Annotated in this window: 25 protein-coding genes and 1 tRNA gene; 9 read left to right on the top strand and 17 right to left on the bottom strand. The window is 70.6% G+C overall.

The genetic code is table 11. From position 1 onward, the window contains the following. Positions 1–209 precede the first annotated feature (209 nt). A complete protein-coding gene (locus tag DEFCA_RS0116680) occupies positions 210–884 on the bottom strand; it encodes an HAD family hydrolase (RefSeq protein WP_025324143.1) in 675 nt (224 codons plus the stop codon). 273 nt (positions 885–1,157) lie between these two features. Here DEFCA_RS0116680 and DEFCA_RS0116675 point away from each other — a divergent pair, with 273 nt between their 5' ends. The 7 genes from DEFCA_RS0116675 to DEFCA_RS0116645 all read left to right on the top strand — a co-directional run bounded on the left by DEFCA_RS0116675 (position 1,158) and on the right by DEFCA_RS0116645 (position 7,869). After that, the gene (locus DEFCA_RS0116675) at positions 1,158–2,222 is read left to right on the top strand and encodes an enoyl-CoA hydratase/isomerase family protein (RefSeq protein ID WP_025324142.1); all 1,065 of its coding nucleotides are present in this window, start codon (positions 1,158–1,160) and stop codon (positions 2,220–2,222) included. A 105-nt stretch (positions 2,223–2,327) separates the two neighbouring features. Then, positions 2,328–3,017, top strand: a complete 690-nt coding sequence (locus DEFCA_RS0116670) for an ABC transporter ATP-binding protein (RefSeq protein ID WP_025324141.1) — start codon at positions 2,328–2,330, stop codon at positions 3,015–3,017. Between the two features lie 13 nt (positions 3,018–3,030). Next, positions 3,031–3,774 carry an outer membrane lipoprotein-sorting protein gene (locus DEFCA_RS0116665; RefSeq protein ID WP_025324140.1) on the top strand — a complete coding sequence of 248 codons (744 nt, stop codon included), beginning with the start codon at positions 3,031–3,033 and terminating at the stop codon, positions 3,772–3,774. An 8-nt stretch (positions 3,775–3,782) separates the two neighbouring features. Then, positions 3,783–5,432, top strand: a complete 1,650-nt coding sequence (locus tag DEFCA_RS0116660) for a hypothetical protein (protein ID WP_025324139.1) — start codon at positions 3,783–3,785, stop codon at positions 5,430–5,432. A gap of 201 nt (positions 5,433–5,633) precedes the next feature. Then, positions 5,634–6,308: an LOG family protein gene (locus DEFCA_RS0116655; protein ID WP_025324138.1), complete on the top strand. Its 675-nt coding sequence runs from the start codon at positions 5,634–5,636 to the stop codon at positions 6,306–6,308. Positions 6,309–6,321: 13 nt separating this feature from the next. Beyond that, on the top strand, positions 6,322–7,230 hold the full coding sequence (locus tag DEFCA_RS0116650) for an AEC family transporter (RefSeq protein ID WP_025324137.1): 909 nt from the start codon (positions 6,322–6,324) through the stop codon (positions 7,228–7,230). Between the two features lie 435 nt (positions 7,231–7,665). Then, complete coding sequence (locus DEFCA_RS0116645) at positions 7,666–7,869, top strand: cold-shock protein (protein ID WP_025324136.1); 204 nt, start codon at positions 7,666–7,668, stop codon at positions 7,867–7,869. Positions 7,870–8,008: 139 nt separating this feature from the next. On the opposite strand, the gene DEFCA_RS0116640 is transcribed toward DEFCA_RS0116645, so the two are convergent. The 3 genes from DEFCA_RS0116640 to DEFCA_RS0116630 form a co-directional block, all read right to left on the bottom strand. Continuing rightward, positions 8,009–8,485, bottom strand: coding sequence for an Hsp20/alpha crystallin family protein (locus DEFCA_RS0116640; RefSeq protein WP_025324135.1), 477 nt, complete (start codon positions 8,483–8,485; stop codon positions 8,009–8,011). An 88-nt stretch (positions 8,486–8,573) separates the two neighbouring features. Continuing rightward, on the bottom strand, positions 8,574–8,789 hold the full coding sequence (locus DEFCA_RS0116635) for a DUF2905 domain-containing protein (RefSeq protein ID WP_025324134.1): 216 nt from the start codon (positions 8,787–8,789) through the stop codon (positions 8,574–8,576). Then, positions 8,786–9,334 carry an epoxyqueuosine reductase QueH gene (locus DEFCA_RS0116630; RefSeq protein WP_025324133.1) on the bottom strand — a complete coding sequence of 183 codons (549 nt, stop codon included), beginning with the start codon at positions 9,332–9,334 and terminating at the stop codon, positions 8,786–8,788. Before DEFCA_RS0116630 ends, DEFCA_RS0116635 begins: the two co-directional genes overlap by 4 nt. Positions 9,335–9,429: 95 nt before the next feature. On the opposite strand from DEFCA_RS0116630, the gene DEFCA_RS19815 reads away from it, so the two are divergent. Continuing rightward, a complete protein-coding gene (locus tag DEFCA_RS19815) occupies positions 9,430–10,653 on the top strand; it encodes an HD-GYP domain-containing protein (RefSeq protein WP_025324132.1) in 1,224 nt (407 codons plus the stop codon). A 252-nt stretch (positions 10,654–10,905) separates the two neighbouring features. Here DEFCA_RS19815 and DEFCA_RS0116620 read toward each other — a convergent pair whose 3' ends face one another. Beyond that, positions 10,906–11,421 (bottom strand): hypothetical protein, encoded by a 516-nt coding sequence (locus tag DEFCA_RS0116620; RefSeq protein WP_025324131.1) that lies wholly within the window; start codon positions 11,419–11,421, stop codon positions 10,906–10,908. A gap of 2 nt (positions 11,422–11,423) precedes the next feature. Then, positions 11,424–13,007 carry a hybrid sensor histidine kinase/response regulator gene (locus DEFCA_RS0116615; protein ID WP_025324130.1) on the bottom strand — a complete coding sequence of 528 codons (1,584 nt, stop codon included), beginning with the start codon at positions 13,005–13,007 and terminating at the stop codon, positions 11,424–11,426. 205 nt (positions 13,008–13,212) lie between these two features. Here DEFCA_RS0116615 and DEFCA_RS0116610 point away from each other — a divergent pair, with 205 nt between their 5' ends. Further along, complete coding sequence (locus DEFCA_RS0116610) at positions 13,213–13,857, top strand: TrmH family RNA methyltransferase (RefSeq protein ID WP_025324129.1); 645 nt, start codon at positions 13,213–13,215, stop codon at positions 13,855–13,857. A 413-nt stretch (positions 13,858–14,270) separates the two neighbouring features. Here the strand turns inward: DEFCA_RS0116610 and DEFCA_RS0116605 are convergent. The 11 genes from DEFCA_RS0116605 to DEFCA_RS0116555 form a co-directional block, all read right to left on the bottom strand. Next, positions 14,271–14,345, bottom strand: a tRNA-Val gene (locus DEFCA_RS0116605). Then, a complete protein-coding gene (locus tag DEFCA_RS24415) occupies positions 14,336–15,034 on the bottom strand; it encodes a S8 family peptidase (protein ID WP_169709631.1) in 699 nt (232 codons plus the stop codon). The genes DEFCA_RS0116605 and DEFCA_RS24415 overlap by 10 nt, the downstream gene beginning before the upstream one ends. Beyond that, positions 15,031–16,740: an aldehyde ferredoxin oxidoreductase C-terminal domain-containing protein gene (locus DEFCA_RS22475; protein WP_025324127.1), complete on the bottom strand. Its 1,710-nt coding sequence runs from the start codon at positions 16,738–16,740 to the stop codon at positions 15,031–15,033. Before DEFCA_RS22475 ends, DEFCA_RS24415 begins: the two co-directional genes overlap by 4 nt. 17 nt (positions 16,741–16,757) lie before the next feature. After that, a complete protein-coding gene (locus tag DEFCA_RS0116590; RefSeq protein ID WP_025324126.1) occupies positions 16,758–18,446 on the bottom strand; it encodes an ABC transporter ATP-binding protein in 1,689 nt (562 codons plus the stop codon). After that, entirely contained in the window at positions 18,440–19,408 is a 969-nt protein-coding gene (locus DEFCA_RS24410; RefSeq protein ID WP_025324125.1) for a U32 family peptidase, read from the bottom strand. Before DEFCA_RS24410 ends, DEFCA_RS0116590 begins: the two co-directional genes overlap by 7 nt. After that, the gene (locus tag DEFCA_RS21020) at positions 19,405–20,217 is read right to left on the bottom strand and encodes a hypothetical protein (protein ID WP_051463279.1); all 813 of its coding nucleotides are present in this window, start codon (positions 20,215–20,217) and stop codon (positions 19,405–19,407) included. Before DEFCA_RS21020 ends, DEFCA_RS24410 begins: the two co-directional genes overlap by 4 nt. 71 nt (positions 20,218–20,288) lie before the next feature. Beyond that, positions 20,289–21,299 (bottom strand): cytochrome D1 domain-containing protein, encoded by a 1,011-nt coding sequence (locus DEFCA_RS0116575; RefSeq protein WP_169709630.1) that lies wholly within the window; start codon positions 21,297–21,299, stop codon positions 20,289–20,291. A gap of 61 nt (positions 21,300–21,360) precedes the next feature. Then, positions 21,361–21,696 carry a quinohemoprotein amine dehydrogenase subunit gamma gene (gene qhpC / locus DEFCA_RS0116570; protein ID WP_029734271.1) on the bottom strand — a complete coding sequence of 112 codons (336 nt, stop codon included), beginning with the start codon at positions 21,694–21,696 and terminating at the stop codon, positions 21,361–21,363. 55 nt (positions 21,697–21,751) lie between these two features. Beyond that, entirely contained in the window at positions 21,752–23,146 is a 1,395-nt protein-coding gene (locus DEFCA_RS0116565; RefSeq protein ID WP_025324123.1) for a radical SAM/SPASM domain-containing protein, read from the bottom strand. Beyond that, complete coding sequence (gene peaA / locus DEFCA_RS0116560; protein WP_025324122.1) at positions 23,143–24,699, bottom strand: quinohemoprotein amine dehydrogenase subunit alpha; 1,557 nt, start codon at positions 24,697–24,699, stop codon at positions 23,143–23,145. The genes DEFCA_RS0116565 and peaA overlap by 4 nt, the downstream gene beginning before the upstream one ends. A gap of 19 nt (positions 24,700–24,718) precedes the next feature. Then, the gene (locus DEFCA_RS0116555; protein ID WP_025324121.1) at positions 24,719–25,564 is read right to left on the bottom strand and encodes a SphA family protein; all 846 of its coding nucleotides are present in this window, start codon (positions 25,562–25,564) and stop codon (positions 24,719–24,721) included. Between the last annotated feature and the right edge of the window lie 289 nt (positions 25,565–25,853).

Raw genomic sequence — 25,853 nt, 5'->3', positions numbered from 1 at the left:
GTGTCCGGGCCCTCAGAAATCGTCGGTGTGACAGCACTTGAATTTGGGTTTACCCGATCCGCACTCACAGGGGGCACCGTGACATTTGCTAAAGGACTTTTTCGATCCACAAGGACACAGCTCAATGTCCTCTTCGGACACTTGGCAACCCCGCTTGAGTACGTTGTCGGACGTGTGGAACATGTCCTTCTGGCTCATCTCCGCCTCCTTCACCGGACAAGGGATGGGGACACACCGCCGGGAAGGGTACCAGGGGTTCCGTGGTTGGCAAGGAAGGCCGCCACCTCGCCGGCCGATCCCGCGGAAGGCGGAAACGGGGTGCGAAATCCCAGGAACGCCACCCCGGCGGCCCGGGCCGCGCGCCGGTCGAGCTCCGAGTCGCCCACGTACAGGGCCTCCGGGGCGGAGCATTCGAACAGGTCCAGGGCCCGCAGGAGCAGATCCGGGTGGGGCTTGGGCCGGGCCACGTCGCGCACCGTGACCACCCGGTCGACCAGGTCCAGCAGCCCCACGCTCGCGAGCACCTCGTGGGCGCTGCGCCCCCGGTTGGTGGCCACGGCGACCCGCTGGAACCCGCGGCGGCGCGCCAGCACCTCGCGCCACCCCGGCTCGGGCTCCAGCAGGGGAAGGAACCGGCGGTAGTCGAGCCCCTCGGCAAAGGCCCGGGCCTCGTCGCGCACCTCGGGCGGGAAGAACGCCTCGATCACCTGGGGGGTCGACAGGGTGTGGAGCCGCGCCAGGGCCTCCGGGTCGTCCTCGGCCACCTCGGGCAGGCCGAACGCCCGGAACAGGTGGTTGTAATAGGCCAGGTTCGCCCGTTCGGACCGGATCAGGACCCCGTCGCAGTCGAGCAGCAGAAGCCGTACGCCGTCGGATCGGTTCATGACCCGAGCATACCCGCCGGGCCGCGGCCCACGCAACGGGCACGTCCCTGTTCGTTTCCGCGGCTTGCGTTATACTGCCCAGTCTTTGGGCTGGGAGGCTTCGGCAGGCCTCTCGGCTTTGGCGCGGTTCGAGAGCCGCCCGGCCGCCTAGCTGCCCAGCGGGCCGCAGGCCCCAAACCACCCACCGATGACGAGCGCCACTAGCAACCGTCAGGACACAAGAGAGGTTCTGGGCCGTCCAGCCTGCAAGCGGGCCGAAGGCCCCAAACTCCCATGACCGCCGAGCATCTTCGGGCCGAACGCCGGGGGCGGGCCGGGTGGCTCACGTTGAGCCGCCCCGACCGGCTCAACGCCCTGACCCTGCCCATGGTCCGGGCGATGACGGCCGCGCTCCGGGGCTGGGAGGCGGACCCTGCCGTGGGGCTGGTCGTGACCGAGGGGGAGGGCGGGCGGGCCTTCTGCGCCGGGGGCGACGTGCGCGCGGTGTGCCGGCTCCGGGAAGCGGGGCTCGCCCCCGAGACCCGGGCGTTCTTCCTGGAGGAGTACCGGCTGAACCTGGCCATCCACCGTTTTCCCAAGCCCTACCTGGCCCTGATGGACGGCGTCACCATGGGCGGGGGGGTGGGGATCTCGGTCCACGGCTTCCACCGGGTCGCCACCGAGGCCACCCGGATCGCCATGCCCGAGACCGGGATCGGGTTCTTCCCGGACGTGGGCGCCTCGTACCTCCTCCCCCGCCTCCCCGCCGCCTTCGGCCCGTTCCTGGGGCTGACCGGGGCGGCCGTGGGGCCGGGCGATGCCCTGGCCTTGGGGCTCGCCACCCACTTCGTTCCCCGCGACCGGCTGCCGAGACTTCGAGAGGCGCTCGCCCACGCGGGGACGCGGGCCGAGGTGGGCCAAGCACTGGAGGGCCTCTCCGGCCCGGCCGGCCCGGCGCCCCTGTGGGATCGCCGCGCCGAGATCGAACGCGCCTTCGGGCAGCGGCGGTTGGACGAGGTGCTGGAAGAGCTTGCGCTCATGGCCCGGGAGGGCTCGGATTGGGCCCGCCGCACCCGGGAGGACCTTCTGCGCAAGTCCCCCACCGGCCTGAAGGTGACGTGGGAGGCCCTGCGGCGAGGCCGAAGCCTGGACCTGGCATCGTGCCTGGCCATGGAGTACCGTCTGGTGTGCCGGTTCCTGGCGGCCCGCGACTTCTGCGAGGGCGTGCGGGCCGTGCTCGAGGACCGGGACGGCCGGCCCCGGTGGGACCCGCCGGACCTCGAGCGGGTCTCCGACGAGGCGGCGGCCGCCTTCTTCGAGCCCTTGCCCCCCGGCGAGGAGTGGTCGCCCGGGCCTTGAGCCCGGGGGCGTTCGTGCCGAAACGGGCGGGAGGGCGGCCGAAGGTCCCCGAGCGACGACCGTAGACCGAGGACCGGCGACCGAACTCACAACGGAGAGACGCCTGTGGCACTGGTGGAACTGACCGCGGTCGAGAAGGTGTACCGGCTCGGCGAGACCCGGGTCCACGCCCTGCGGGGGGTGGACCTGTCGGTGGACACCGGCGAGTTCGTGGCCGTGTGGGGCCCCTCGGGCAGCGGCAAGACCAGTCTGCTCAACCTGATCGGGGTGATCGACGAGCCCACGGCCGGCACGGTGAAGGTGGGCGGCGCGGACGTCGCCGGCCTGTCCGAGAACGAGAAGGCCGATCTGCGCAACCGGCACATCGGGTTCATCTTCCAGAACTTCAACCTGGTGCCGGTGCTCTCGGCCCTGGAGAACGTGATGCTCCCCCTGCAGATCCGGGGGGAGCCCGCCAAGCGGGTGAAGGAGAAGGCCCTCCACCGGCTCGAGCAGGTGGAGCTCCAACAGTTCGTGCATCACCGGCCCGACAAGATGAGCGGGGGTCAGCGCCAGAGGGTCGCCATCGCCCGGGCCCTGGTGACCGATCCGCAGATCGTGATCGCGGACGAGCCCACGGCCAACCTGGACTCGGAGACCAGCCACCGGATCATCGAACTGATGCGCCAACTCAACGACGAGCAAGGGACCACCTTCATCTTCTCCACCCACGACCCCCGGCTGCTCGACCAGGTCAAGCGCCTGATCCGCCTCGAAGACGGCCGGATCGTGGGGGAGGAGAACCGAACCGAGTAAAGGGGGTACCGCCATGAATCGAAGACCCGCTGTGTGGGCCGCCGCGGCGGCCCTGGTGTTCGCGGCCGCCGCGGCCGGCGCGGCCCTGTCGCCCCGCCAGGTGCTGGAGAGGGCCGACCGGGCCCGGGGCAAGCTGCCGGGCATGGTGTGGACCGTGAAGATGACCTCGGTGGAGCGGGGTCGGACCCGGAAGCAGACCCTGGAGGTGAAGGCCCGCAACGAGGACGTGTTGGCCACGTTCACGGCCCCGCCCCGGGTCAAGGGCCAGAAGCTCCTGATGGTGGGCCGGAACATGTGGTTCATCAAGCCGGGGGTGTCCAAACCCGTGCCCATCAGCCCCCGCCAGAAGCTCATGGGCCAGGCGGCCAACGGCGACATCGCCAGCACCAACTACTCGGGGGACTACGATGGGGTGATCGTGGGCGAGGAGGCCGTGAACGGGGAGGACTGCTACGTGCTCGATCTCAGGGCCCGCAACAAGAAGGTGACCTACGACCGGATCAAGTACTGGGTGAGCAAGTCCCGCCTGGTTGGCGTCCGGGCCGAGTTCTACACGGTGAGCGGGAAGCTGTTCAAGACCGCGGAGTTCGAGTACAGGAACCGCGTCCGGTACCGGGGCGAGGAGATCCCGTTCGTCAGCCGCATGGTGATCCGCGACGCCATCCGGCCCCAGGAGGTCACCACCCTGGAGTACTCGAAGATCACCGTGAAACGGCTGCCGGACGCCACCTTCAACCTGAACCTGCTGGTGCGGTGAGGCGGCCGGTGCTGGGTCGCGCCCTGGTTGCGGCGGCGGTCCTGGCCCTGTCCGCGGCCCCTGCGGCGCGGGCCGGGGAGCTGGAGCTGCGGCTGCCCACGCGGGTGATCGAGGCCCTGGCCGCACCCACCGCCCCGGCCGAGGGGCCCCTGCGGCTGGACCTGGCCCGGGCCAACCCCTGGGCGGTGCGGGTGGAGGCCGGGGTCGACCGGACGGGGTTTCGGGTCACGCTGACCGCGGCCGACGGGCTCGAGGTGCGGTTTCGGGGAACCCGGCGGGACGCCTACGGCCTGCTCCTCGGCGACGCCCAGCCCCTGGACCGCGGGGTCGAGCTGCCCGACGACGCGTGGGTCTCGGCCAAGGCCCGGGATCGGGAGGGGTGGGTGCTGATGATCGCCCGCGAGCCCGCCGCCGAGGAGCCGGAGGCCGGGGAGGAGCCCGGATGGCTGCGGTCCCTTTGGGACGGCACCACGCTTTCCCTGCGGCTGCTGGGCTCCCACCGCTACCAGGTGCCCACCCTCGGAAGCCTGGACCCGGACAACCGGGTCCTCTCCCTGCCCCGCCAGACCTCGGAGGGGGAGGTCCGGTTCGACGCCTCCCTCCAGGTGGGCCGACTGCTCCTCACGGCCAAGCCCCGGCTCCGGCTCACCCGGGACCACTGGCAGGACGGGCCCCGGGCCGGCGACACCGAGCGGGACGAGGAGACCGTGCTGCTGGAGGGAGCCGCGCGGTGGAGGTTCCACGACACCCTGTTCGTGTCGTTCGGCCGCGAGAACCTGCAGTGGGGCCCCGGCCAGCTCGTGAACCCCTCGAACCCGTTCTTCGCCGAGAACGGCCGCGAGAACCCGGTGAGGGAGATCTCGGGCATGGACTTTCTGCGGGTGGTGTGGCTGCCGAGCTACGAGTGGACCGTGTCGTGGATCACCAATACCGGCCGGGGCGAGGGCGACCTGCAGGGGCGGGACTGGCACCCGTCCCACGCCCTCAAGGTGGAGTACGTCGGCTACGAGGCCAACGGCGGGCTGGTGGTGCACGGGGGACCGGACGACAAGACCTCGTTCCGGGCCTTCGGCCGGTGGACGGCCTCGGACGCCCTGCTCCTCTACGCCGAGGCCAGCGTCCAGAAGGGGACCAAGGCCCTCTACCCCACGGACGGACCCCCTCCCCTGGGCCTGGCCCTGGACGACGTGCGCAGCGACGACCCCGCGCTCCTTCCGTTCACGCTCGTGGGGGCATCGTACACCCTGGAAGCCGGCCCTACCCTGAGCCTGGAGTACGTGTTCAACGGCGAGGGCTACCGCGCCGGGGACGCCCGCCGGTTCTTCGACCTGGCCCACGGCGCGGCCGAGCTGGTGGCCCAGGGCCTGTTGACGCCGGACCCCGGCGGGGTGCCCACCCGCCTGCGGCTCCTGCGGCGCCACTACCTGTTCGGCCAGTACCTCCAGTCGGAGATCGCCGACCGGTTCACGGTGCTGGTGCGATGGACCCAGAACCTGGACGACCGAAGCGGCCTGGCCACGGGATACTTCGAGTGGAACCTGTCGGACCGGTGGCGCCTGTTCTCGTTCGCCGCCTGCGGCTCGGGCGGAAACCGGGACGAGTTCGGCAGCGTGGTGCGCGCCCTGGGGCTGGTGGGGGTGGAGCTCTCCGCGTTCTGACCCCCATCGGTAGAGAGAAGCCCCTCCAGGCCCCTGCGGGCTAGAGATTAGATCTCGTTGTTTTCCCAGGGGGTGGGGCTGGGGCCCCTCCTTCGCAGGGATATGTTTTCCTGAGTTCCATGCCACTAGCCGCCCAGCGGACCGAAGGCCCCCGACCGACGACCGACGACCAACGACCGAAGTTACAAAGAGGACCCTGCCATGGAAGACCTTCGCACCTCGGAGACCTGGCGCATCTTCCGGATCCAGGCGGAGCTGATCGACGGGATCGAGACCCTCAACGACCTGGGGCCGGCCGTGAGCGTGTTCGGCGGGTCGCGCATCCCGCCCGACTCCCCCTACTACGAGGCGACCCAGACGTTCTGCCGCAGGCTGTCCGACGCCGGGTTCGCGGTGATCACGGGCGGGGGGCCCGGGATCATGGAGGCCGCGAACCGGGGGGCCTATGAAGGCGACGGCCTGTCCGTGGGGCTCAACATCCACCTGCCCCACGAGCAGAAGCCCAACGGCTACCAGGACCTGGGGCTCACGTTCCGCTACTTCTTCGTGCGCAAGCTCATGTTCGTGAAGTACTCGGTGGCGTTCGTGATCTGCCCGGGCGGGTACGGCACCTTCGACGAGCTGTTCGAGGCGCTCACCCTGATCCAGACCCGGAAGATCCGTCGTTTCCCGGTGATCCTGTTCGGCAAGGACTACTGGCAGGGCCTGGTGGACTGGATGCGGGGCCGCGTGGCGGCCCTCGGCTGCATCGAGCCCGAGGACCTGAACCTGTTCGACCTCACGGACGACCCGGACGAGGTGGTGCGGCTCATCACCACCCACTACGTGGCCATCTCGAAGGAGCTCCCCGAAGAACGCCGCCGCTCCCGCGGGTGACGGGTACCGGGTCGTGCTCGCCCACGTCCTCGGCGTATTCCTCGATGTGGTCCTGCCGGTGTTCGCCATCGTGGGGCTGGGCTACGCCGTGGGGCCGAGGCTCGGCCTGGACGGCCGGACGTTGGCGAGAACGGCCTACTACGTGTTCGTGCCGGCGTTCGCGTTCCACGTGATCAGCACCTCCCGGGTGGAGCTGGCCGCGGTGGTGCGGATGACCGGGTACATCGTGGTGGCCCACCTGGCGTTCGCCGCCTGCGGGTTCGCCCTGGCCCGGGTCCTCCGGCGCAGCCGGGAAGTCACCGCCGTGTACGTGATGGTGGCCGTGTTCGGGAACGTGGGGAACTTCGGCCTGGCCCTGATCCGGTTCCGCCTGGGCGAGGAGGCCCTGGCCCCGGCCACGATCTACTTCATCGCCATCATGACCGCGGCGTTCGTGGTGTGCGTGGCCGCGGCCGGCTGGGCCAAGGGCGGGGGCATGACGGCCCTCGCCTCGGTGCTCAAGACCCCGGCCCTGTGGGCCGTGCCCCCCGCCCTGGCCGTGTCGGCCGGGGGGCTGATCCCGCCCCTGTGGCTCGCCCGCACCACCGCCCTGCTGGCCGACGCCATGATCCCCACGATGCTGTTCGCCCTGGGCATGCAGCTGGCCGGCGCCCGGAACCTGAAGCCCTCGGCCGACGCCTGGATCTCGTCGGCCTTCCGGCTGCTGGCCGCCCCGGCCCTGGCCGCGGCGCTGGCCGCCCCCTTCGGCCTGGGCGCGGTGGAGCAGGCGGCCGGCATCCTGCAGGCGGGCATGCCCGCGGCGGTGCTGGTGTCGATCATCGCCATGGAGTACGAGGTGGAGCCGACCCTGGCCACCACCACGGTGTTCCTGTCCACCCTGCTGAGCCTGCCGACCCTGACGTTCCTCCTCTCGGTGGTGTGATACTAATTCCAACGAAAGTGTTGCCGGGCCCGTCCTCCCTTTCCCTTGAGGAATACGGGGTGGGGGTCTGGTGGAGCGCCCGCGCGGACCGAGGGCCCGACCGGAGACCGCAGACCGACGACCGAAGACCGCAGACCGGAGACCGACGACCGGAGACCGAAACTGAGTTTTTCCCTTGACACCCCGTTCGGCGGGGGGTAGGGTGGCACCACGTCGCGACGGCGGCGAGCTTTACCGAGTGGCGGACTTTCGGAAGCGGGAGCGGCCAACGAGGTGGCCGCTCCCGCTTTTTCGTCCCGACCGCGCACACGCACCGTGTCACATCGATGGATCCAGCTCGATCCCGGACCGGAACGGTTCCTGCCCGGGCGCTTCGACCCGTCGCATGTGCATTACCCTGGGCCGAACGCCCATACCAAACGAAGGAGTAGCACCATGGCAAAGGGAACCGTGAAGTGGTTCAACGACCAGAAGGGGTACGGATTCATCTCCCAGGCCGGCGGCGGCCCGGATGTGTTCGTGCATTTCAGCGCCATCCAGGGCCAGGGGTTCAAGACCCTGACCGAGGGCCAGGAGGTCGAGTTCGACGTGGCCCAGGGCCCCAAGGGCCCCCAGGCCGCGAACGTCCGCGCCGTGTAACGGCCGACCCCATCGACCAAAAACGGGGTTCCCGCTTCGGGAACCCCGTTTTTTCGTATTCACCCTCGGGTCGCCCCACCCATCCGGGGCGACGGGGGACCTGCGAAGGTCCCCTTTTCCCGCGAGCACCGCGGCCGGCTTACTCGGTGATCACCTCCACCTTGCGCCGCTGCTCCTCGTGCACCTTCGGCAGGGTCATGGTCAGCACGCCGTCCTTGAGCTTGGCGGTCACCCCGTCCACCCGGATCTCCTCCGGCAGACGGATGACCCGCTCGAACGTGCCGGCCCGGGTCTCGCGGTACAGGAAGCTCTCGCCCTCCTGCAGCTGCTCCTCCTTGCGCTCGCCCTTCAGGGTGACCGCGTTCTCGGTGACGTCCACCTGGAGGTCCTCGCGCCGGAACCCGGGCACCTCGGCCCGAAGCTCGTAGGCGTTGCCCCGGTCCATCACGTCGATCCGGGGCGAGAACTGCCACTCACCCCAGTCGAACCGGAACCGGGCAGGCATCCGCTCCGTCCAGTCTCCCAGGACGTCGTGGAACATGCGGTCCACCTCCCGGGTGAGCGCGCGGATGGGTTCGAACACCTCTTCCCTCGGAATCAGGCTCGTCCCACGCATGGCTGCACCTCCTCGTTCCTGGGATGGTCTTCCTCGCCCCCCCTCGGCGATTTCTTGAATAACCATCCCGCCGAAGGTGTCAAGGCCCTCACCGGCGGCCCAGAAGCCACAGCACCAGGCTCAGGACCACCGACAGGAGGATCGAGGTACCCAGCGGAAAGTAGAACCGGAACCCGGGCCGCTCCACCACGATGTCGCCGGGAAGGCGCCCCAGCCAGGGCACCTTGCCGACGACCAGGAGCAGCGCGCCCGCCAGGATCAACAGCGCCCCCAGCCCGATGAGCAGCTTCGCCAGGTCGGTCATGGCTCTCCTCCTCGACGGCGGGGCCGGTAGCGGTCCTGCTCGCTGTACACGCACCCGCAGTAGGACTGGCGGTACAGCCCCATGGCCTTCGACGCCTCCACCCCCTCGGACCAACCCTCGCGCCAGTCCCGGTACACGAACCGCACCCCGGTTTCGCTCGCGACGGCCCCGGCCACCTCGGCGATCAGGTCGTGCTTCTGGAACTTGCTGTAGAGGAGCGTGGTCGAAAACCCGTCGAACCGCCCGCGCTTCGCGAGATGTGCCGTGTGCCGGAGCCGCAGGTGGTAGCAGATGCGGCAGCGCTCGGCCTCCCGGAACACCACCTGCCTGAGCCACGCCACGACATCGTAGTCCCCGGGGGGTAGGAGCCGAAGCTCCTCGGCCGCCGCCAGGGTCTCCAACGCCTCCCGGCGCCGGGCCCACTCGGTGTAGGGCTGGATGTTGGGGTTCGTGTACACCCCCATGACCTCGGTCCCCTCGGCGCGCAACCGCCGGAGGGGCACGATGGCGCAGGGGCCGCAGCAGGTGTGGAGCAGGATCCGCATCGGTTGCACTCCCGGGGAAGAAGGCTAGGATGGGTTGGCGCCGCCCTCGGGTCAAGGCCCGCGGAGCAACCCTAGCCCCTGGGAGGACCTCGCCCATGCCCCACCGCGCCCGTCTCGTGCACCTGCCCCCCCGGCGGGGAAGGGACTTGTGCCACCAGGCGTTCCGGCAGACCCTGGACGTGCTCCGGATCACGGACCAGGCCCTGGAGGACCTGTGCTGCGAGTGCCCCCGACTGCCGGACCTGGACTCGCTGGTGCTGAGGGCCCTCGACGAGATGACCCTCGGCGAGCCCCAGGGGCGGACCCGATCGCCCTCCCACGTGTTCCTGGTGCACGCCCGGCAGGCCGGGTTCGAGGGGATCCTCTACCGGGCGAGCCCCCAGGGCTTTCGTCCGGTGGGGCCCCCGATCCGCCTCACGGCCGACGAGACCCACGCGTTCTCGGTGGACGCGGGGGACGTGACCGTGTCGAACTACCGGGACGAGGGGGCGGATCTGGAGGCGTATCAGGCCCGGTTCCACCCCGAGGTGCGTCGGGCGGTGGGCGAGCCGATCCGCAACTACGTGAGCTACCGGGTGGCCGGCGACCGGCCGGGGGCCATCATCGCCTTCAACTATCCCGACCGGGCCACCCGGTACGAGGCCCAGGTGCTGGCCGCCCTGGCCGTGACCCTGGGCACCGTGTGGACCCTGGGCTCCCGGGTGGCCCAGGTGGAGGAAGCGTTCGTGTACCTGATCGGGGCCCTGGCGAGGGCCAGCGAGGTCAACGACGAGGTCACCGGCGACCACATCGTCCGGGTGAGCCGGTACTGCGAGGTCCTGGCCCGGGCCGCCGGCTACCCCGAGGGCGAGGCCCGGGTGCTGGCCTACTCGTCCCAGCTCCACGACGTGGGCAAGATCCACACGCCCCGGGAGCTGCTGCGCAAACCCGGCCCGCTCACGCCGGCGGAGCTCGCCCTGATGCAGGAGCACACCCTCCAGGGCGAGAAGATCATCGGAAGCTCGCCCCGGCTCGCCATGGCCCGCCGGATCGCCGGGGCCCACCACGAGAACTGGGACGGCTCGGGCTACCCCCGCGGGCTCCGGGGCGAGGCGATCCCCCGGGAGGCCCGGCTGGTGAAGATCGTGGACGTGTACGACGCCCTTCGCTCGCCCCGGCCCTACAAGCCCGCCCTCTCCCACGAGCAGGCCCTGGAGGTGTTCACGGTGGGGGACCACCGCACCCGCCCCCGGCAGCACTTCGACCCCGAGCTTCTGCGCATCTTCCGGGACATCCACGAGGAGTTCCGGCGGATCCACGCCGAGATCCAGCCCTGGTAGGCCCCTTCACCCTCTTGCCCCTACTGTAGGGTTTCCGAATTCTCGTGGTTTTCCCAGGGGGTGGGGCTGGGGGCCCCTCCTTCGCTGAACGGCCTCGCAGGGGCCGCCTCGGCGCGGTCCGCTGCGGCGCGTGAGGGCACGCGCCGCGGCCGCTCCCCTGGCGCCGGGCGGCCCGGCTGCTCGGCCGTCGCGCTTCGTCGGAGCCCCCAGCCCCACCGAGGTAATCCGTATACGTTTTTGCGAAACGGAACACTACCCCCCCGGCAGCAGCCGCTCGCCGGCCTCCCGGAGGGAGGCCGGGCCGGCTCGGAGGATCCTGCGCGTGACCCGGTTCACCTCGTCCTCCTCGTGCCGCGACGCGTCCTCACGAAGGGGCCGGTAGGGGCACTCGTACCGGCAGAACCGCACGAGGTGAACGTACTCGTGGATGAGCACGGTCACGAGGAGGTCCGCCAGGCGGATCCAACGCTCCTCGTGAAGCCGGGCCAGGAGGTTGTGGTCCTGGAGGCAGATCCGGTAGTGGGGGCACAGCCTCCGGCAGGGCCTCCAGGGAGCGCCCTCCACGCGATGGACCCTGCGAATGTGGGCCAGCACCCCCGGGCCCAGCACCTCGAACGGCCGCAGGTCCCTGCCCGTGCAGATCTCGTGGCTGGTGCGCCGGAACCAGTCGTCGGGCAGCCCGTAGTGCTGACCGGTCAGCTCCTGGGCCAGCGGAACCGCCCCGCGCACGGCCGCGATCTCCCCCGGACCGAACCGCCGAGTTCCCATGGCTACCCCCTTTGGGGCTCCAGCGCCCGGCCCACGGCCCGGAGCAGCTCGGCCCGGTCCACGGGCTTGGCCAGGTGGGCGGCCGCGCCGTCCCGCACCGCCTGATCCTGGCGATCCACGCAGGTCACCACCACCACGGGGATCGGCCGGGTGTCGGGGTCGGCCTTGAGGCGGCGCAGCAGCTGCCACCCGTCCACCCGGGGCATGAGCAGGTCCAGGGTGATCACGTCGGGCCGGCGGAGCCTCGCCAGGTCCATTCCCTCGGCCCCGTCCGAGGCGGTGATCACGTCGTACTCCCCGGTCTCCAGGAACCTCTTCAGCAGCTCCTGGGCCGCGGGATCGTCCTCCACCACCAGCACCAGCGGGCGGCGACGCCGGGCGGCCGTCTCGCCGTCCGCCCCGGCGTCGGGGATCCAGAACCAGAACCGGCTGCCCCGCCCCACCTCGCTCTCCAACCCCATCCGGCCGCCCAGGAGCTCCACCAACATCCGGCTCAGGGGCAGCCCCAGGCCGGTGCCCCGGTGCTCGCGGCCGTGGGCCGCGTTCACCTGGTAGAACTTGGTGAAGATCCGCTCCTGCTCCTCCGGGGCGATGCCCGAGCCGGTGTCCTCCACCTCGACCCGCACCCCGCCGTCCTCCCGCCGGGCCCGGCACACCACCCGGCCCTTCTCGGTGAACTTGACGGCGTTGGCCAGCAGGTTGATCGCCACCTGTTTCACCTTGCCCGGGTCGGACCGCACCATGCCCAGATCGGGGGGCACGTCCACGAGGATCTTCAGGTTCTTCCGATAGGCCAGGGGCGCCACCGTGTCGGAGGCCTCCTGGAGGACTCGGCCCAGGTCGAACGGCTGGATGTCGGTCTCCATGCGGCCGGCCTCGATCCGGGTCATATCGAGGATGTTGTTGATGAGCTTGAGGAGATACCGGGCGCCGGCGAGGATCTTCTGCAGATCCTGCCGCTGCTCCCGGGTCAGGGGGCCGTCGATGCCGTCCAGGAGGAGCTCAGTGTACCCGATCACCGAGTTGAGGGGGCTGCGGAGCTCGTGGCTCATGTTGGCGAAGAACTGGCTCTTGATCCGGGCCGCCTCGGCCACCTCCCGGTACTGGGCCTGGAGCTGGCGGTGGGCCTCTGCGAGCTCCTCCGTTTTCCGCCGAATCTCGTCGAGATGGAGTTCCTGGTAGGTGTCGCTGAACCGGTGAATCGCCTCGTCCACCACCCGGTCCAGCCGGTCCAGAGCCCGATTGAGCTCTGCCCCCTCCAGGCGATCGGTGAGCCGCGAGTGACACAACTCCCGGAACAGGGCAAAGGCCCGCTGCACCTCCGACATGGGGAACCGAAGCGCGAACCGGCGCTCCGCGATCTCCCGCACGAAGCTCTCCATCGGGCCCCAGTCCCCGGCGCACAGGACCGCCAGATAGGAGGCCACCGCCTGGCCCGTGGTCTGCCGGAGCTCCTCCAGCGGACGGGCCCCGTAGTCGGGGCCCACCTTCTTGAGCCTCCGGGCGTACTCCTCCTGGATCTCCGCGCGGTCCTCCCGCACGATCTCGCAGGCCGGGGGACAGATCAGATCTTTTTCGGGCCCCATGGCACACCTTCCGAACAACTTCGGTCGTTGGTCGCCGGTCGAACAACCTGTGGACCCTGGGCAAACGCCGAGGCAGGGAGCATGGGATATTTCATAACTAACACAAGCTCGGGGGCTCGGCCAGGGACGGATGTCCTGGGTGCACGGCCCACGTCGGTCTGCTATTCTCGGCCGCCCGTCCGAACCGAACCACGGAGACGAAGACGTGGCAGACGACCCCTTGGACATCATCCGGCAGGCCCTGCGGCCCGAGCGGTGGGCCAAGATGGAGCGAGCCCTCAACCACCGACTTGGCGCCGTGCGGGTGGTGATCGAGAACCTCCACCACCCCCACAACCTGAGCGCCGTGATGCGCACCTGTGAGGGCCTGGGCGTGCAGCACCTCCACGTGGTGGACACCCGGGAGAACACCGTACCCAGCCGGCGCATCACCCTGGGAGCGCACAAGTGGCTCTCGATCCACCGCCACGATCGGTTCGAGGAGTGCGGCCGGGACCTGAAGGCCCGGGGGTTCCGGCTCTTCGCGGCCATGCTCGACCCGGGAGCCGTGGCCCTCGAGGAGATCCCGGTGGACGCGCCGGTGGCCCTGGTGTTCGGAAACGAGAGGGATGGGGTCAGCCCGGCGGCCCGGGCCTGGTGCGACGGGGCCTACACGATCCCCATGTACGGGTTCGTGCAGAGCTTCAACGTGTCGGTGGCCGTGGCCGTGAGCCTGTACAGCGTGACCCAGAGGGTCCGGCAGCGGCCCGGCGGGGGGCTTCTCACCGCAGAGGAACGGCGCGAGGTCCTTGAGCAGTGGCTGCCCAAGAGCCTGCGGTTCGGCCGGCGGCTGGTGCGCGGCAGGGGGTGAGGAGGAACAACGCCGCCCCGCGCGGCGTTATACCAAGTTGCGTTCAAACCAAGATCCATCCGGGGGGCCGGGGCAAAGGGGCCTGGTTCCGGCCGTGCGTGAGTGCAGCATCCGACTTACGCCGCACCCGGCACTCAGCCCTATGCTCCTTGGCGCTGGAAGAACGAACTTTGGCAAGGCATTTTCGGGATTGTTGCGAGGCAAACATCGGCTGAGTGCCGGGTGCAGCGACCGTAGGAGCCACGCCCGGCGCTCCACCAGGCCCCGCCGGTTCAGGGGTCTGATGGCTTTGAACGCAACTTGGTAGTAGCTGGCCTGGTGACGCCCCACACCGACGACCGACGACTGATGACCGATGACCGCCTTCAAAAGAAAAGGGACCCGGAAACGCTTCCGAGTCCCTTGCCAAGGCATGGTGGGCGATGCAGGGATTGAACCTGCGACCCCTGGCATGTGAGGCCAGTGCTCTCCCGCTGAGCTAATCGCCCGTGAGGCGGTCTTTATACTCAGATCGGCCGGTCCGGTCAAGGGCCTTTTCGGCCCATGCCGGGTCCCGGGCCGCCCGGGCCGCGACCCGGGCGCAGGCGAACGATCCCCCCAGCAGGTTGGCCCCCCGGGGGAGCCCGGCCAGGTCCCGGGGCCGGCCGGGGGCCCGAAACGGGTAGGGCCCGCCCCCAACCCCCACCTCGCCGTCGGCCAGCGCATCGTCCGCCACCACCCCCAGCACCCCGGGCAGGGCGGCGGGCAGAACGACCCGACCGCCGGCGTCCCCCGCGGCCACCACCCGGCATCCGGCCCGGCGCACCAGGCCGCACGCCTCCGCGATCAGGGCGGACCCAGGGCCCGGGGGCACGGCCAGGCTCAGGTTGATCACCGCGCAGCCCTCGGCCGCCGCCCGGAGCATCCCCCGGGCCACCAGGGAGGGGTAGGTGGTGAGCCCGGCCCCGAACACGCGCACGGCGTAGATCTCGGCCCCGGGGAGCTCCTGGCGCAGCACGCCGGCCACCGCGGTGCCGTGGCCCACCGGGTCGAAGAACTCCCCGTCCTCCCGGATCCGTCCCCGCGGGTCCAGGAACACCCGGCACCCGGCCACGGCCCCCCGCACGTGGGAGTGCCAGGGGTTCACGCCGGTGTCCACCACCCCCACCCGCAGCCGAACCGGCACCGCCGGGCTCACTCCGCAAACACCCGGTCCAGGTCCGCGTCCGGCACGTCCCACACGTGGCCGTGGGGCGGCAGCGGCTCCCGGGCGAAGAAGCCGGGCAGCCGGTCGTGCCTCGGCCCGAACCCGGCTCGCCGGTTGAACCCCTTCTCGGTCAGGCACACCCGCCGGCCGAGCCCGATCAGGGAGCCACCGGGGATCTCGTGGCCCAGCTTGGCGGCCACGGCCTCGGCCAGGGCGGCCTGGAGCTCCTCGCTCTCCACCACGGGGAGCGAGGCGAACAGGCACAGGCCCAGGGTGTCCACGGCCGCGAAGTAGCACTGCACGAACTCGGAGACCTGGTACTGCCCCTCCGGCTTGGCCGGGTCGTAGTCTGGGTTGGCCGGGCTCGGCAGCACGTTGCCCGCGGTGTGGTCCGCTCCCATGGGGCTCGTGGCGTAGGTCACACCGGTTCCCTTGAGACACCGGGGGTCGTAGGCGGCCATGGCCTGGCCCTTGACCGCGGGCACCCGGGCCACGCCGAGCTCCCGGCCCGTGGCCACGGAGCCGTCGGCGAGCAGGAGCCCCAGCCTTCCGCCGGTGGGCACCGAGGCGAGGGCCTCCAACAGGGCCGCCCCGTCCCCCCAGGGAAGGGCGCCAGCCTCCATGGCCACCGCGGCCGCGGCCCCGACCTCCATGGTGTCGAGCCCCAGGGCGTCGCACAGCCGGTCGATCCGGGCGATGGCGTCCGGGTCGTCGATGGCGCAGTTGCTCCCCACCATCCCAAGGGTCTCGTACTCGAACCCCGAGGTGATCACCTCGCCGCCCTCGGCCGTGTACACCTGGGAGCAGTGGATCAGGCACCCGGCCATGCACCGGTGCCGGGAGCTCGCGTTGGGCCGGGCCGCCATGATCTCGGCCAAGGCCTCCCCGGCGATCCGGGGGGCGCCCTCGAACCGGCCCGCCGAGTAGTTGCGGGTGGGCAGCCCCCCCAGCTCGTTGATCAGCCCCACCAGCATCGAGGTGCCCAGGGCCTGGAACCCGCCCACGAGGGGGTGGGCCGCGATGCCCTCCGACAGGGTCTTTGCGGCCGCCCGGAACCGGTCCGGATCGGCCACCGAGGCGCCCGGCCCGCCCGCGTCGTCCACCACCACGGCCTTGACCCCCTTGGAGCCCATGACCGCCCCCAACCCGCCCCGGGCGGCCGTGCGCAGGAACCCGTCGGGCGTGGTCACGCATACCGCCGCCGCCTTGCACCCCCTCTCCCCGGCAGGCCCCACCAGGGCGATGCCGCAGCCCGGGCAGCGGGCGCCCAGCGCGTCGGCAGCTTCGTACGCGCCCTTCCCCCACAGATCGCCGGCGGGCTCGAGCTCCACCCCCGCGGCCCGGATCGTCACCGTCACCGGGTCCGGGGCGCTCCCCTCGAGCACAACCGCGGCCACGCCGAGACGGGCGAGCTTCTGGGCGAACGACCCGCCGGCGTTGGACTCCTTGATGGTTCCGGTGAGCGGGCTCTTGGCCCCCACCGACAGGCGCCCGTTGTTGGGCGCCGCCGTCCCGGCCAGCAGGCCCGGCGCCAGCACCAGCCGGTTCTCGGGCCCCAGGGGATCGGCGTCGGGCGGCACCTCCTCCGCCACCACGGCCGAGGTGAGCCCGCGCCCCCCCAGCCCCTGCCAGGCATCGGGCAGGTCCTCAAACGAAAACCGCTTCTGGGAAAGGTCGATGCGAAGAATCCGCGACATGGGGCTTCCTCCGTGTCTCAAGGGGAGTGGGTACGCAGGTTCGGTTCGTCCGGGATGGATGCCGGGACAAGGCGTGCGTGCTCCAGCCGAAGGACTCTCCCCACACCGGAAAGCCGCTCCGGCCGGTGGGTGATCACCAGGAACGACCGGTCGGGGAAGGCCCCCGTGAGGTTTTCCCACACCCGCCGCTCGGTTTCCGGATCGAGCCCGCTCAGGGCCTCGTCCAGGACGAACACCCGGGGCGCCTGGAGAACGAGGCGGGCCAACCCCAGGCGCTGGCGCTGGCCGTCCGACAGGGTCAGCCCGCGCCCCCCGACCACGGTCCGGTAGCCCTGGGGAAGCGAAAGGATGAAGCCGTGCGCGCAGGCGATCCGGGCCGCCTCCAGCATCTCGGCCTCCGTGGCGTCGGGCCGGGCGTAGCAGAGGTTCTCCTCCACCGTTGCGTGGAGGAGAAACGGCTCGGCGCCGGCGTACCCGATCCACCGGCGCAGCTCGGGCGGGGGCATGGCCCTGGGATCCCCCCCCCCGAGGCGCACGGTGCCCACCCCGGGAGACCGAAGCCCGAAGAGGAGCTGCACCAGGGTCGACTTCCCGGCGCCCGACGCCCCGATCAGTACCACCCGTTCGCCGGGCCCCAGGTCGAGATCGACCCCCTCGAGGAGCCGCTCTCTTCCCGGGTAGGAGAACGAGACGCGCGATAAGCGCACGAGCCTCTCCGGTTCGGGCCGGCGCGTCGGAGGCGCCGTGGGCTCCCGGGCCAGCCGGAGCAGCTCCGCAACCCTCGAAACGCTCACCTTTGCCTCCTGGAGCCCTCGGACCAGTCCCAGCAGGCCCTGGGCCGGCCCGAACAGGCGTCCCTGGTACAGAACGAACGCCACGAACGTGCCCAGGGTCAGGCTCCCGGACTCCAGGAGCCCTCCGCCCATCCAGTAGATCCACGCCAGGCTGCACGTCAGGAGAAGCCCGGGAACCCCTCCGGCCGCGGCGTCCACCCCCTGAAAGGCCACCACCCGCCGAACCAGGGTCCGCTGCACCCCGAGGAACCGCCCCAGCTCCTCCCCGACGGCCCCGTGGATCCGAATCGGCCGGAGCGCGGCCAGGCGTTCCGCCAGGAAATGGGAGAGATCCACCATGGCGAGACGGGTTCGCCGGGCGTGGGCCTCCACCGGTCTGCGGAACCAGACGGCGGCGGTCAACGCCGCGGCCACCCCCAGGAAACTCCACGCGGCAAGGCCCGGGTGCATCCGGACCAGGATCACCGCCGCCACCCCGAGCGTCAGGAGATTGCGCAGCCCCCCCAGCACGCCGTCCACCAGGAGCCCTTGGACCTGGGGGATATCCGTGCCGAACCGGCTGAGGAGGTCCCCGTGCCGGTACCCCTCCAGCTCGTCCAGCCGGGCGCACAGGCAGTGCTCCAGGAGCCGTTGCCGCAGTTCCGTGAGGAGCGCGGCCGAGAGCCGCGTATGCACCAGCCGGATCACGACGCCCAGGCCCAGGTCCAGCAGGGCCACGCCGACCAGCCCACCGGCGATCCACGGCACCACGGAGTAGTCCCCCCGGGTCGCCACGGCGTCCACGAAGGCCTTCGCCAGAAGGGGGCTCGAGAGCGACACCCCGGCCCCGGCAAACCCCAGGCCCAGGAGCAGGAAGAGCGTAGGCCCCTTGCCCCGCAGGTGGCGGGCGAACTCGCGCAGGTCCCTCAACACGCCGCCCTCCTGGGTTCTCCCCGCCACACCTCGGGGTAGTAACACAGGCGCCCCCCCTCGCACAGCCCGGCCGCCCCCCGCATCCCGATCACGGCCTCCCGGATCTCCTCCGGCCCCCCGCCGGACCGGGCGATCTCCATCCCCCGGGCGGCCAGACGGACCGAGCCCTTCTTCCGGGGCAGCGACGCCTCCCGGCCCACCACCTTCAGGCTCTCGATGCCCCACCCCAGAAACCGCGGCAGGGCGCACAGACCGCAGGGTCCCAGGGGGATCCCTCGGTTCGTGCGGCATCCGCAGTTGTTCCGGGTCCACTTCCAGAACTCGTACCGGTCCACCGCCTCGGCTCCCACCCCTTCCGTCCCGGGGCCGTCCCCCAGGCAAAACGGGCCGAGCCGGTGGGTCGTGGCGCACAGCCCCTCCTCGAACACGCAGCCGTCGTTCAGAAGGAAGACCTCGAGCTCCACACCCGGCACCCGCGCCGCCCCGATCTCGTCGAGCGCCAGATGCCGGGGAAGGATGACCCTCCGGAGCCCCAGGTCCCGGAAGAACCCCACGGCCTCCGGGTTGGTGCACACGGCCACGCTGGACAGGTGGAGCCTATGGGCCAGGCCCAGATCCGCAAGGGCCAGGAGGAGCTCCATGTCGGACACGATGAGCCCCGACACCCCCTGTTCCTGGAGGAGCCACGCCCCGAACGCCGCGAGCCCGTCGACCGCGTCTCCCGGGTACCACGGGGCGTTGAGGGTCACGTACACCGGAAGCCCGCCGGCCTCCTCCACCACCCGATGCAGGGCATCCTCGTCCTCCAGGCCGGCGCTCTCCGGGTTCCGTCGGTTCACCCATTCGCCACCGGCCCGGGACCAGAACCACGGCGTGAGCCCGCAGTAGAACTCCGTCGCCCCCGCCCCCCGCAGCGGGGCCACCTCTTCGGGGTGCCGGACCGGGGCGAGAATCGCGCTCACGGCAGGGGCTCCTCATGTAGCACCACCCGGTCGGCCCGAGCCAGGTCGCGAAGCGCCTCCCCCAAGGGGGCCTCACGGAACAGGGTGTTCCCGGCCCGCCACAGCGGAACCGGGGTGTCCTGCCTCACGACCCGCTTCGGCCCCCGGCGGCAGGGGGTCGTGCAGGGGCGCCCCGTGGTCCAGTCGTCCGGGGCCTCGCCCCCCTCGGCCAACCGGACCAGGCAGTTGCGGCCGCTGGCGACGAACGAGAAGGGGAGATGGAGCGTTCGCTCCAGCCCCTCCGACCCGTCGCCCAGAAATCCACCGGCCAGGTCCACGTCCGTCTCCACGGCCTCGGCCCCCAGGCCGGCGAGCAGCCGGCGCAGGCGCCCGGCCCGGTCCCCGGCCTCCCTCCCGGTTTGGGCTCCCGGCCGGGGGTCCCGTAACCCCCGGTTCAGGAGCCGCCCCGCGCGCACCCGAAACCGCGGGAACCTCTCGCCCACGGCTCGGAGCGTTCCCCAATCGTTGCAAACCACCTGGAGACCGGGGCAACGACCGGAGAGCCCCTCCAGGAGCGCCCCCAGCCGGGCCAGGCCCCGGGAGGTCACGGGGGGGGTGAGGAGCACCGGCTCCAACCCCAGATCCCCGGCCCACCCCACCCAGCGCTGCGCCCCCTCGGGGGTGGGAAGGGCCTCCTGGCAGAACTCCGAGCCGAAGCAGAGCGCCGTGATCTCTCCCGACGGCAGGACCGCCCTCCACCCCTCCGGGCACAGGTCCCTGGGGTCCTCGGGGATCGGGCCGGGCTCCTTGGGCCGCCAACCGTACTCCATGCTTCCTCCCCACCGCCGAAGCGAGGATGCGCGCCGGCCGGGAACCCCCCGGGCCGGCGCTCGGGAGGGGCTCAGAACGTGACCCGCCGGATGTCCATGCCGTCGGTGGCCATCTGGAGCACCTTGAGCGGCCGCAGGGTCCGGGCGTCGAACACCGTCACCGTGGATCCGCCGCCGCCCACGTAGACTTTGGAGCCGTCGCTCGACACGTTGACCCCGTAGCAGGTGCCCTCGTGGTTCACCGTGATCGACTCGTAGGTCTTCGTCTCCAGGTCGATCACGTTGAGCTCGTCCATGACGCCGTAGGCCTTCTTCTTGTCGGGGGAGTAGATCACCGAGTACGCGAACACCGGGATGCCGTTGAGCGGCGTGTCCCGGATCTCTCCGGTCTTCTTGTCGATCGCCAGGAGCCCCATGAGCTCGGGGGTGTAGTAGTTGGCCATGAACACCCCACCGTTCTCCCAGGCGTAGTTCCAGAAGGGCAGGAAGTTCATCTGCTTCTCGTACATGGGGTACGTCTCCACCAGGCGCATCTGATCTCCGGAGACGTCGATCTTGTAGAGGTCCTTCCCGATCACGTAGACCATGCGGCCGTCGCGCACCGTGGTCAGGGTGGCGGCGTCCCAGGGCAGCTCCAGGGTCCGCAGCACCTTGCCCGTGGCCAGGTCGAGTTGGGAGAGCTGGGGCGGCTTCACGACCACCTCTCCTCCTTCGGTCGTGCGGGCCCGGATGGACGCGTAGGCGGTCTTGCCGTCCGGGGCCACGTCGAACCCGTAGATGAACCGGTCCCACCCCCCGCCGCTCATGTCGAGGGTCTGGACCACCTTGTTCGCCTTCAGGTCCACCTTGTGGATCAGGCGGCGTTTGGCGGTGACGTACAGGTAGCGTTTGTCCGGCGACAGCGCGGACTCCCGCAGCCACCCCTCGGCCGGGATGTCGGCCACGATCTCGTCGGTGTCGCCGTCGATCACCTGGATCACCCCGTAGCCGATGTAGTAGAAGAGATCCTTCGCCGAGGCCTGGAACGAAACCAGGCCCACAGCGAGGGCCGTGACGACTCCGATCAAGGAAGTTCTTCTCATGGCTGCTCCTTTCCGCAGTCCGAACCGGTGAGAACCCCGGGCATGGTCTGGCCGCTTCCGGTCAATCGTATTGGAGTTTCCGCCAGTCCCGGGCCACGTTGGGGCACTGCTTGTCCACGTCGGGGTAGTTGGTGAGGCCGTCCGGCACCTGGGCCGGCCACCAGCAGTCCCCGGCGCACCCGTGGAAGTCCCGGGCCGAGGCCTGGCAGTTGCCCACGGGGTATGTGGGCCGGGGGTTGGTCTCCCATCCGGTGTCGAACACCGTGGTGCAGCCGGCGGGCATGCCGGGAGGGCCTTCCTGCAGCGCCCTCGCGCTCTCCTCCTCCCCCTCGGCCAACGTCTCGATGGCCCGGGCCTTCTCGTTGAGGGCTTTCAAGACCGCCTTTTTGTCGCTCATCTCTCGCTCCTTCCGGTTTTTCTGGACCGCCCGGGAGGGCGGTGTGGGCGTAATCTCAGCAGCGGGCCCGGGCCCCGATCCGGCCGAGCAGATCCTCGTGACCCGAGGCGCACAACCGGGCGTACACCCGGATGCCCAGCTCGATCCACCGGCGCACGAACCCGCAGGTCCCCCCGAAGGGCAACCCCAGCACGGTTTCCCGCAGATGGTTCTCGTAGTGGCAGCCGCCCCGGCACAGGGCCCGGGCCCAGCACCGGGAGCACGGCTCCTCCCGGGGCGCGGCCAAGGCCTCCAAGCACCCCCGGATGGCCCCGGGCCGGGGACCGGAGTCCAGGTCCCCCACCCGGAACGGCTCCTCTCCGACCAGCCGATGGCACAGAAAGAAGCGGCCCTCGGTGTCCACGGCCAGGTATCCGAGCCCGGCGCCGCAGGGCGCCGAACGGGAGGCCCCCAGGTGGATCCGGGCCAGGAGGTCCAGCAGGTTCGAGAAGGGAAGGACCTCCCCCTTCCCCGCCGCCGCCAGAAACCGGCTCGCCAACCCAGAGAACCCCGCGAACAGGGCCTCCTCCTGCTCGGCCGTGGGGAGCAGATCCCGGGTGACCGGGCTTGCGGGCGCGATGCCCACCTCGTGGGCCCCGAGCCCGATCAGGTGGTCGAACACCTCGGGGATGCGGTCCCACTGGGCCGGCGGCAGGGTGACCCGGGCCGCCACCGGCGCCTGGGGGGACCGAAGGAGGAGGGCCAACCCCTGCCGGGCGGCCCGGTACGACCCCGAGCCCCCCCGGGTGGGGCGGTTGGCGTCGTGGACCTCGGGCGGCCCGTCCAGGCTCACGGACACGCTCACCCGGTGCCGGTGGAGGAACTCGCAGACCTCCTCGGTGACCAGGGTGCCGTTGGTGGTCAGGCTGAACCGGACCCGTTTGCCCGCGGCCCGGGCGGCCGCCTCGGCCTCGTCCACCGCTGCCCGCACAGCGGGGAGGTTCAAGAGGGGCTCCCCACCGAACAGGACCAGGGTCACCTCCCCGTGGGGCCCGGACCGGTCCACCAGGTACCGGGCGGCCCGCCGGGCCACGGCAGGCGAGAGGAGCCGGGGGGCGCCGTGGTAGGTGCCGCCGTCTGCGTAGCAGTACCGGCAGGCGAGGTTGCAGTCCTGGGCCACCTCCAGCACCAGGGTGGAAAGGGGGGGAGCCGCCGGAGGCCGGGGCCTGGGGCTCCGAACCCGGGCCCTGGCCGGCACCAGGAGCCGGGCCCGGCGAAACGCTTCCAGCACCGGGCGGTCCTGGGGCGGGGTTTGCTCCAGCACCAGGGGCTCGGCCGGCCGCCACCGGGCCAGGACCTCGTCCGCCTCCCGGTCCAGGTGGAACAGGCTCACGTCCTCCACCCCGTAGAGCACGGGTTCGCCGTCCCAACGGAACAGGCGATGGTCCGCCCAGGCGTAGGTGGCGCTCACTTGATCCTCCGGATGTAGTCGGGCACGGTGACCGCCAGGCGGGCCTCTGCCCGGTAGGTGCGACCGCCCCGATCGTACTCGGCCACAACCTTCACCCAGCCGGACCCTTCGCCCGAGTACTCCCGGGCCGCGATCGGCCGGTAGTCGCCCACCGGAATGTAGGTGCCGTCGGGCTCGATGGCGCCCAGCCAGGGCAGGTCGTCGTCGCCGGGCCGGGTCACCTCCTCCTCCAGGCGGAACCGGGCCGGCACCGGCCCCAGGGCCACGTCGTCGGCCCCGTCCCACACGTCTCGGCCGTTGGAATAGGCCACGGCCTCGAACTGGACCCCTTCGGGGGGGTAGTAGGCCCCGCCGTCCAGCCGGGCCCGACCCACCGCCGGGGTGACCACGATGTAGTCCACCCGGGGCGCCAGGGTCACCTCACCGGCCGGCAGGCCCTTCACCCTCACCTCGGCCGAGCCCAGGGCCGGCTGACGGCTCACCACGACCGCCTCGATCACACCCGGGTCCAGCCTGCGGGCCGCCAGCACCTCCACGGAGCCGCCGAACGACACCTCCTCGGCCGACACCTCGGGCAGGTTCATCCCCTCCAGCACCACCCGGGTCTCCTCGCCGGGAAGCAGGTACCCGGGGGTGACCCGCAGCACCCGGGCCTTGCCGTCGTTGCGGTACCACGTGCTCGCCGAGGTGCGGAAGTCCGGGGCGGGGAAGTGGTGCTGCCCCCGGATCACGTCCCCGTCGAGGGTGAACGCGCCGCGGGTCTCGAACCCGTTGTGCCGGGTGCGGGTGCGCAGGGCGTAGCCCCCGTACACCGTGCCCGCGCCCCGAAACGCCTCGGTGGTGCCATCGGAAAACCACAGGGTGCCGGTCACCGAGGCCTCGCCCCCGCCCGCATCCTTCCATCGGGCCGTGCCCCGGTACGTGCCCTTGCCGGGCTCGTACCCCAACACCACCCACTCGCCGGACAGGTCCGCCTTCGGGGCCTTCCACGCCTCTTGGTACGGGAACCGCTTCGCCAGGTAGGCCAGCACGGCGTCCGCCTCCTGGATCCAGTGCATCTCGCGCATCTGGAACAGGATCGCCGGGTCCATGTAGAGGTGGAAGTCCCGCAGCTTCGCCCAGTTCTTGGGGGTCATGCGGTACGAGGCGATCTTTCCGAAGCTGTGGCACCGCACGCAGGTGGCGAACAGCCGCTCCTCGTCCTTGTCACGGGGCGCCTCCTGGTGCTGGGTGTTGTTGAACAGCCGCAGGTAGGCGACCGCTTCCTCCTCGTCGGGCCGGAGCATCTGGGTGGCGCACAGCTCCTTGAGCAGTTGCTCCATCTCACCCGCCGAGAGCGACATGCCGTGCAGCCGGGCCATTCGCTCGACCACCACGGCCCACTCCTCCGGGGTGGTGCGCACCTCCTCCACCCTGGGGATCACCCCGCCGACGGGCTCGTGGCAGCCGGTGCACTTCTTCCAGACCAGCGAGTCCGGGGAAAACGAACCGGCCCCTGCGATCCCGGCGCAGAGCACCGACACGGCCAGCACCATCGGGATTCGAACCTTCATGGGTCTCTGCTCCTTTCCTTCAGAACGCGTAGGAGAACCGCAGCCACACGTCGTCGCCCTTCACGTCGTTGGCGGCCGACAGGTCCCGGGTCCAACGCAGGTTCGCCCCGAACCGGTCGGTGATCTGGTACCCGAGGGTGGGGCCGAACTGGATCCGCTTCGCCTTGGTGTCGTCCACCTCGGTGCCGTCCATCTCCGCGTTGTCCAGGTCCCAGTACCCGCCGCCGTTGAGCCCGAGGACCAGCCGGTCGGTTGCCTGGTACGCCAGGCTCAGCTCCAGCTCGAACCGCGGGGGGGCCTTCCAGTCGTTGTCGGGCTCCTCAAGGTGGTGGTAGTAGTTCAGGTTCATGTCGAACACCCACTTGCCGAGGATCTGGTTGAACGCGAGCTGGTGCTCGAAATACCAGTGGTTCTGGCCCAGATTGATGGTCTGATCCTTGTCCCACTCGCCGGTGGGGGTGAACACGTAGAACCAGTAGGACACGTAGGTGTTCGTGTTCTGGTTGGTGTACAGGAAGATCCCCGGGCCGAAGATGACGTCTCCCAGGCCGGACGAGTCCTCGTCGAACAGATCGGTCTCCTCCACCTTCCCGAACGGCACGATCACCTGGAACGCAGCCGGTACCGGCCCCACGTGGAAGTAGGCCAACGGCCGAACGACCGCGACCGTGGCGGTCAGGTCGATGTCCGCCGCCTTGTCGCCGTCGGGGCCGGTGAACTCGTCCGCCTGGTAGTAGTTGAGATAGAGGAGACCGTAGTAGCCGTCCGGCGCCAGGATGTTGTCGTAGGGGTCCACCAGGATCGCCTGGCTGGCGGTTGCCCACAGCAACGCCAGCACGAGTACCGCCAGAGTCCGTCTCGCCATTCGTCATCCTCCTTTCTCGCGGGGGAGCCACACGAGGCAAACGCCTTTTCAACATGCATGCCCACTCATGCTCCCATCCCGACAAAAACGAGCAAGCGACACAATATCCAATTTATTTAAGGGGGTTATACAGAACACAGAACAAATCGGACGACAAACGAAGGTTTGCCTGTACCCGGAACACGGGCATCCGTGTCCCACCGGCCCCGTTCGGCGGGACATGCATGTCTCAACTCGGGGGGGTAAGGGGAGCCCCACCGGGACGCGCGTGTCCCGGCGAGGCGGGGCA

The sequence above is a fragment of the Deferrisoma camini S3R1 genome (genome assembly GCF_000526155.1).
Lineage (GTDB): Bacteria > Desulfobacterota > Deferrisomatia > Deferrisomatales > Deferrisomataceae > Deferrisoma > Deferrisoma camini.
This window is presented reverse-complemented; position numbering and strand designations above follow the sequence as displayed.

Excerpts from the sequence above, each read along its gene's own strand:
- DEFCA_RS0116680 (WP_025324143.1), bottom strand. The coding sequence starts at position 884 with ATGAACCGATCCGACGGCGTACGGCTTCTGCTGCTCGACTGCGACGGG.
- DEFCA_RS0116675 (WP_025324142.1), top strand. The coding sequence starts at position 1,158 with ATGACCGCCGAGCATCTTCGGGCCGAACGCCGGGGGCGGGCCGGGTGG.
- DEFCA_RS0116630 (WP_025324133.1), bottom strand. The coding sequence starts at position 9,334 with ATGCGGATCCTGCTCCACACCTGCTGCGGCCCCTGCGCCATCGTGCCC.
- DEFCA_RS0116655 (WP_025324138.1), top strand. The coding sequence starts at position 5,634 with ATGGAAGACCTTCGCACCTCGGAGACCTGGCGCATCTTCCGGATCCAG.
- DEFCA_RS0116640 (WP_025324135.1), bottom strand. The coding sequence starts at position 8,485 with ATGCGTGGGACGAGCCTGATTCCGAGGGAAGAGGTGTTCGAACCCATC.
- DEFCA_RS19815 (WP_025324132.1), top strand. The coding sequence starts at position 9,430 with ATGCCCCACCGCGCCCGTCTCGTGCACCTGCCCCCCCGGCGGGGAAGG.
- DEFCA_RS21020 (WP_051463279.1), bottom strand. The coding sequence starts at position 20,217 with ATGGAGTACGGTTGGCGGCCCAAGGAGCCCGGCCCGATCCCCGAGGAC.
- DEFCA_RS0116555 (WP_025324121.1), bottom strand. The coding sequence starts at position 25,564 with ATGGCGAGACGGACTCTGGCGGTACTCGTGCTGGCGTTGCTGTGGGCA.
- DEFCA_RS0116620 (WP_025324131.1), bottom strand. The coding sequence starts at position 11,421 with ATGGGAACTCGGCGGTTCGGTCCGGGGGAGATCGCGGCCGTGCGCGGG.
- peaA (WP_025324122.1), bottom strand. The coding sequence starts at position 24,699 with ATGAAGGTTCGAATCCCGATGGTGCTGGCCGTGTCGGTGCTCTGCGCC.
- DEFCA_RS0116615 (WP_025324130.1), bottom strand. The coding sequence starts at position 13,007 with ATGGGGCCCGAAAAAGATCTGATCTGTCCCCCGGCCTGCGAGATCGTG.
- qhpC (WP_029734271.1), bottom strand. The coding sequence starts at position 21,696 with ATGAGCGACAAAAAGGCGGTCTTGAAAGCCCTCAACGAGAAGGCCCGG.
- DEFCA_RS22475 (WP_025324127.1), bottom strand. The coding sequence starts at position 16,740 with ATGTCGCGGATTCTTCGCATCGACCTTTCCCAGAAGCGGTTTTCGTTT.
- DEFCA_RS0116575 (WP_169709630.1), bottom strand. The coding sequence starts at position 21,299 with ATGAGAAGAACTTCCTTGATCGGAGTCGTCACGGCCCTCGCTGTGGGC.
- DEFCA_RS0116635 (WP_025324134.1), bottom strand. The coding sequence starts at position 8,789 with ATGACCGACCTGGCGAAGCTGCTCATCGGGCTGGGGGCGCTGTTGATC.
- DEFCA_RS0116665 (WP_025324140.1), top strand. The coding sequence starts at position 3,031 with ATGAATCGAAGACCCGCTGTGTGGGCCGCCGCGGCGGCCCTGGTGTTC.
- DEFCA_RS0116645 (WP_025324136.1), top strand. The coding sequence starts at position 7,666 with ATGGCAAAGGGAACCGTGAAGTGGTTCAACGACCAGAAGGGGTACGGA.